The organism is Arthrobacter sp. (assembly GCF_030540645.1).
Lineage (GTDB): Bacteria > Actinomycetota > Actinomycetes > Actinomycetales > Micrococcaceae > Specibacter.
Genome location: NZ_JAUNVV010000063.1, coordinates 15,910 through 21,257 on the forward strand (window position 1 = coordinate 15,910; position 5,348 = coordinate 21,257).

Below are 5,348 nucleotides of genomic sequence, written 5' to 3' on the forward strand. Positions count from 1 at the left end.
TTCGAGGGTTCCTACGGCTACGGCCGCGACCGCGTGGCGACCGGGCGGCTGCGCATGTCCATGCGCGAACTCGACCCCACCACAACAGTCCCGCACCAACCGGACCATGCGTTCCTGACACGGCAGCTGGTCTCACCAGGCGAGCTCGTCCAACTGGACATCCCGCTCTCGCCATCATCGACGCTGTTCCGTGCCGGTGACTCACTTCGCCTGCTGGTGGCCGGCCGTTACCTGGAACCACTCAATCCACTCTTCGGCCATTTCCCGGCGCGCTATGCCTCCAGCCCCCGCGGCCGCTGCACCCTGCACTGGGATGTCGAACACCCTGCACGGCTGGAGATACCGGTCATTCCAAAGGCTCCGCCCATATCGAAATGGCCAATTTCATCCTTGTGACGTCCGTCGATATATTGATATAGTCAGCTGATGAGCTGTCCCAACATGCACACACCTGAAGGCGTCCGCGATATCGAAAGTACGATGCACACGGACTTCCACAACACCATGTCCTATGGAAGCTATCTGGATCTGGATCGCCTGCTCTCTTCACAGCACCCTGTGAGCTCTCCCGAGCACCACGATGAGATGCTCTTCATCATCCAGCACCAGACCAGCGAACTCTGGCTCAAGCTCATCCTCCACGAGCTCAACGAATGCCGCCGTTTGATGGACCATGACGAAATCGGCAAGGCCCTGAAGTGCCTCGCCCGGGTCAAGCACATCCAGAAGACCCTCACCGAGCAGTGGTCGGTACTGGCCACACTCACCCCACGTGAGTACGCCCAATTCCGCGGAGTACTCGGCTCGGCCTCCGGATTCCAGTCCTTCCAATACCGGGCTGTTGAATTCATCTTGGGCAACAAGCACCGCGGCATGCTCAAGGTCTTTGAATCAGATCCGGAAGCCCACACACTGCTCTCCACACTCCTGGATGAGCCCACCGTCTACGACGCATTCCTGCACGCACTGGCCCGTGCTGGCTACTCCATTCCGGCCAGCGTTCTTGAGCGGGACGTCAGCGAAGCGTGGGTTTTCCACGAATCGCTCATCCCTGTGTTCATGGAAATCTATGAGTCGGTCACCACCCCCTGGAGCTTCTACCAAGCGTGCGAGGATCTGGTGGACCTTGAAGACAACTTCCAAGCCTGGCGGTTCCGCCACATGAGCGTCGTCAAGCGGATCATCGGTTTCAAGACCGGCACCGGCGGCTCCTCGGGCGTGGCCTTCCTCAAGCGGGCCCTGGACCTGACGTTCTTCCCCGAACTTTTCGCGGTCCGCACCGAAATCGGCAAATAGCCTCACGCCCCGCCTCACCACGCCCGTCACAAGTCACACGAAGGACACCTACGATGACCAGCAACACGGAGCTTTCCCCACCCACCAGCAAACAGCTTGATGCCAGTGACCAACTGGCCGCTTACCGCGAGCGCTTTGTCGAACCCAAGGACGGTTCCGTGATTGCCTATCTTGACGGCAACTCACTGGGGCGGCCGTTGCGGGTGACGGCCGCCAGTCTTGCCACTTTTATCCAGGGCGATTGGGGCACCGGTCTCATCAGATCATGGGACGAGAAGTGGATGGACGAGCCCACGGTGGTCGGCGACCGGCTCGGCGACGTTGTTCTGGGTGCAGCTCCGGGGCAGACCTTCATCGGCGATTCGACGTCCGTGCTGCTCTACAAGTTGCTGCGTGCGGGGCTGGAAGGACAGCCCGGCCGCAACCAACTCGTCATTGACCGGGACAACTTCCCCACCGACCGCTTCATCGTCGAGGGCATCGCCGCCGAGCGCGACGCGGAGATCGTGTGGATTGATCCGGATCCCACGGCGGGTGTCACACCAGCGGATGTTGCGGCCGCCGTCGGGCCCCACACTGCCGTAGTCCTGCTCAGCCATGTTGCCTACCGCTCGGGATCCCTGGCCGACGCCCCGGCGATCACCCGTCTGGTCAAGGACGCTGGCGGGTTGATGATGTGGGACCTGAGCCATTCCGTGGGCTCCGTCCCCTTGGAACTTGATGCCTGGGGCGTGGACCTTGCCGTGGGTTGCACGTACAAGTACCTCAACGGTGGTCCCGGCGCCCCCGCACTGGCTTACATCAACAGCTCTCTGGTTTCCCGGCTGCGGCAACCGATCTGGGGCTGGATGGGTGCGTCGGATCCTTTCGAGATGTCGGCCAACTTCGAGCCAGCTGCCAACGTGCGGCGCTTCATCACCGGCACTCCGCCCATCCTGGCCATGCAGCCGCTGAAGGACATGACCGAGCTGATTGCCGACGTCGGAATGGCCGCCATACGGGAGAAATCGATCGCACTGACCGAGCACGCCATTGCCCTGGCGGAGGAGCTGCTGGTACCACTCGGCGTGGAAATCGCCAGTCCCCGCGAGCCGTCGCAACGCGGATCCCATGTGAGCGTGAACCATCCGCTGTTCGCCGATGTCACAGCTCGTCTGTGGGAGCAAGGCGTGATTCCTGACTTTCGCCCGCCACATGGACTGCGCATTGGCCTCTCACCGCTAAGCACCAGCTTTGCCGAGGTGCAGCGGGGCATTGAGGCAATCCGGGACGTCCTGGTATCACTGCAGTGACGGCGGTTCTGGATGACATGGACTCCAGACCCGGCAGCACCACTTCCGTGTTGCGCACAGTCATAGGTTTGTACCTGAGGGAGGCCGGTGGATGGATGGCATCCACCACCCTGGTTGAACTGATGCAGGCCATGGAGGTCCCGGCAACTCTGACACGCACCGCGTTGACGCGGCTGCGGAAGAAGGGCGTGGTGGTTGCTGCGGCGCGTGAGGGGATGGCCGGGTATGAGCTGGATTCACGAGCGGGACGGATGTTGGAGCGTGGTGACAGGCGCATCCACAACCCCCGGTCCATGGATGCCGACGACCCCTGGTGCTTGATCTCCTTTTCCCTGCCGGAGTCAGAACGCGAGCGTCGGCATCAGTTGCGTCGTCAGCTGCATTGGATCGGGTGCGGTATGGTCTCCCCCGGTCTGTGGGTCGCTCCCGACTATCTGCGCAAGGAGATCGAAGAGATCCTGGAGTCACTGGACCTGGGCGGACGGGCGGTGCTGTTCACCACCTCGCGCCCGCACGTCACCGGGGAACTGCGCGATGTGGTCGCCGGTTGGTGGGATCTTGACGCTGTTGCAGCCCTGTATCGGGACTTCATCAAGTTCCACGAACACATCCCCGCGGGTGAGGTGGGAGCCAACCCCCACACGTTTGCCACCTATGTGAACTTGATTGACCGCTGGCGCATGATTCCCTATCTAGACCCCGGGCTGCCCACCGATTGCCTCCCCTCCGATTGGCCAGGTGGCGAAGGCGTTGCGATATTCCAGCAGATCAGCGAATCCCACGCACTGGCCAGCAAGGCCTTCGTCAATTCCGTCGTCGGTTCCCGCTAGATCCGGGCTTGGCTCAATGCTCGACGGCGGCGCTCCGCCCGGGCGGCGCTCCGGGCAGTCATTGCTGCTCCACAGAACAGCGCTCCTCCATCCAACGTACCGCGCCTTCCCAATGCGGTGCCGCCGGGTCTATCGCCTCCATGTGGTCCGGGCCCGTGGACTGCCGGAAGTCGACAACGTCCCCCGACGCGAGCGCGGCGGCAACGAAGTGCTCCGAGTGCCCTGCCGGGACCCAAACGTCAATATCCCCTTGGATGACAAGTATGGGCCTGTCAATGGGCACCTGGCACACCGGTGAGGCCAGCTCGTAGGCCGCCGGCATGTCAGCATAGTGCCCACCCATGAAGGCGAGGGCTGCGTTGTCATCCAGCTCTTCGGCGTCGACACGCCGCACGTCGGTCACCGGTGCCAGTGCCACGACGGCGTCGGCAAGGTGGGCACCCAGCAGCGCCAGCTGACCCCCCACTGAATGACCCACAGTGACGACGGCACCCGAGGCACACCACTGCGGGCGCGCGTCCTTGGCACAGCGGATGCCAGCCAGTACGTCGTCGAGCGTGACAGGCCAGCCACCGCCATTGCCAACACTGCGGTACTCGATGTTCGCCACGGCCCAGCCGCGGGCCAGCAGATCGTGGGCCAGGGGGTGCATAAGCGTCGCGTCCCACCGGGCCCGCCAGTAGCCGCCGTGGATGAGGATGGCGTACCCTCTCGGGGTTTCTATCCGTGGCGCCCACAGCTCAATGAACTGCGGGTCCGCTGCCCCGTACCTCACCAGTTCCGGCTCAACAATCTGCCGGGATGTCTTTTCCATGCACCCACCCTACCGACTGGCGCCGCATGGCCCGCCCGGGCAACACTCTGCAGTAACGTGGTTCACAATGCCCGGTTGAAAGCCTGCCGTGCAAAGGACTTTGGAAGGCGGGACATTGCTGATCACCATCACCCTCGAGCCGGGGGCTGACTCCCCCATCGACGCCACGGCGCTGTCCCATCTGCTGCGCAAGCACCCCGGGCGTCTGCAAACCTTTGAGCTGCCCGTTGGCAGTGCGCACGTGTTCTACCCGGAGTATTCACCGCTGCGAACCACCGCGGCCCTGCTGTTGGAGGTCGACGCCATCGGCTTGGTCCGCAACAAGCGCTTCCGCGGCGACAACGGCGTACTCGACTACTACATCAATGACCGGCCCTACACGGCTTCCAGCCTGCTGTCCGTCGCCATGGGCAGGGTGCTGCGAAACGCCATGACACCCACCAGCGAAGCCCACCCGGAGCTGGCCGACACGCCGCTGCCGCTGCAACTTTCCGTGCCGGTGATCTCCACCCGAGGCCGTGACGGGAACGATCTGGCCGAGCGTTTGTTCTCCCCCTTGGGCTGGACAGTTGAGCAGCAGCCCATCGCGCTGGATCCGGACTACCCCTTGTGGGAGGACTCCCGCTACAGCTCCCTGGCGCTCACCGGCACGGTCCCTTTGCATCTGGCCCTGCGCCAGCTCTATGTCCTGCTGCCGGTGCTGGATGACAGCAAACATTACTGGGTCAGTGATGACGAGGCTGAGAAGTTGGTGCGCCAAGGCGAGGGCTGGCTGCCCGGGCACCCCGAACGGGGCCTGATCTCCCGTCGGTATCTCGCCCACCAGCAGGACCTGGTGGCCGTGGCCGATGCACTCATTGCAGAAGAAGGCACTCCACCCGTAGAAAGTACGACGGCGCTGCCCCCTTCCCCGAATGCCTCAGCTGGCGCTTCATCACAGCCGTTGCGCGTGCAGCGGGCGGAGGCGGTCATGGCGGCGCTGAAGGATTGCGGTGCCCGGCAGGTAGTGGATGTTGGTGCGGGGTCGGGCGCATTGCTGCGCCGGATGCAAAAGGACGGCTTCTTCACCCGGATCCTCGGCACGGATGTATCCGCCCGGTCGCTGGAACAAGCAGC

At 63.4% G+C, this 5,348-nt stretch carries 6 protein-coding genes; 5 read left to right on the forward strand and 1 reads right to left on the reverse strand.

Annotated elements, in window-relative coordinates; genetic code table 11:
• From Q4P21_RS11800 to Q4P21_RS11815, 4 genes are all read left to right on the forward strand, one after another.
• A partial coding sequence (locus tag Q4P21_RS11800; RefSeq protein WP_303388964.1) for a CocE/NonD family hydrolase C-terminal non-catalytic domain-containing protein occupies window positions 1-396 on the forward strand: 396 nt, incomplete at its 5' end.
• Window positions 397-426: 30 nt separating this feature from the next.
• Window positions 427-1,296 carry a tryptophan 2,3-dioxygenase gene (gene kynA / locus Q4P21_RS11805; RefSeq protein ID WP_303388965.1) on the forward strand — a complete coding sequence of 290 codons (870 nt, stop codon included), beginning with the start codon at window positions 427-429 and terminating at the stop codon, window positions 1,294-1,296.
• Window positions 1,297-1,349: 53 nt separating this feature from the next.
• Window positions 1,350-2,588, forward strand: coding sequence for a kynureninase (locus Q4P21_RS11810; protein WP_303388966.1), 1,239 nt, complete (start codon window positions 1,350-1,352; stop codon window positions 2,586-2,588).
• 17 nt (window positions 2,589-2,605) lie between these two features.
• Window positions 2,606-3,418: a PaaX family transcriptional regulator C-terminal domain-containing protein gene (locus Q4P21_RS11815; RefSeq protein WP_303388967.1), complete on the forward strand. Its 813-nt coding sequence runs from the start codon at window positions 2,606-2,608 to the stop codon at window positions 3,416-3,418.
• A gap of 58 nt (window positions 3,419-3,476) precedes the next feature.
• Here the strand turns inward: Q4P21_RS11815 and Q4P21_RS11820 are convergent, their stop codons facing one another.
• The gene (locus tag Q4P21_RS11820) at window positions 3,477-4,232 is read right to left on the reverse strand and encodes a S9 family peptidase (protein ID WP_303388968.1); all 756 of its coding nucleotides are present in this window, start codon (window positions 4,230-4,232) and stop codon (window positions 3,477-3,479) included.
• Window positions 4,233-4,320: 88 nt separating this feature from the next.
• Here Q4P21_RS11820 and Q4P21_RS11825 point away from each other — a divergent pair.
• Window positions 4,321-5,348: 3' terminal RNA ribose 2'-O-methyltransferase Hen1 (locus Q4P21_RS11825; protein WP_303388969.1), on the forward strand; the 1,028-nt coding region annotated here is incomplete at its 3' end.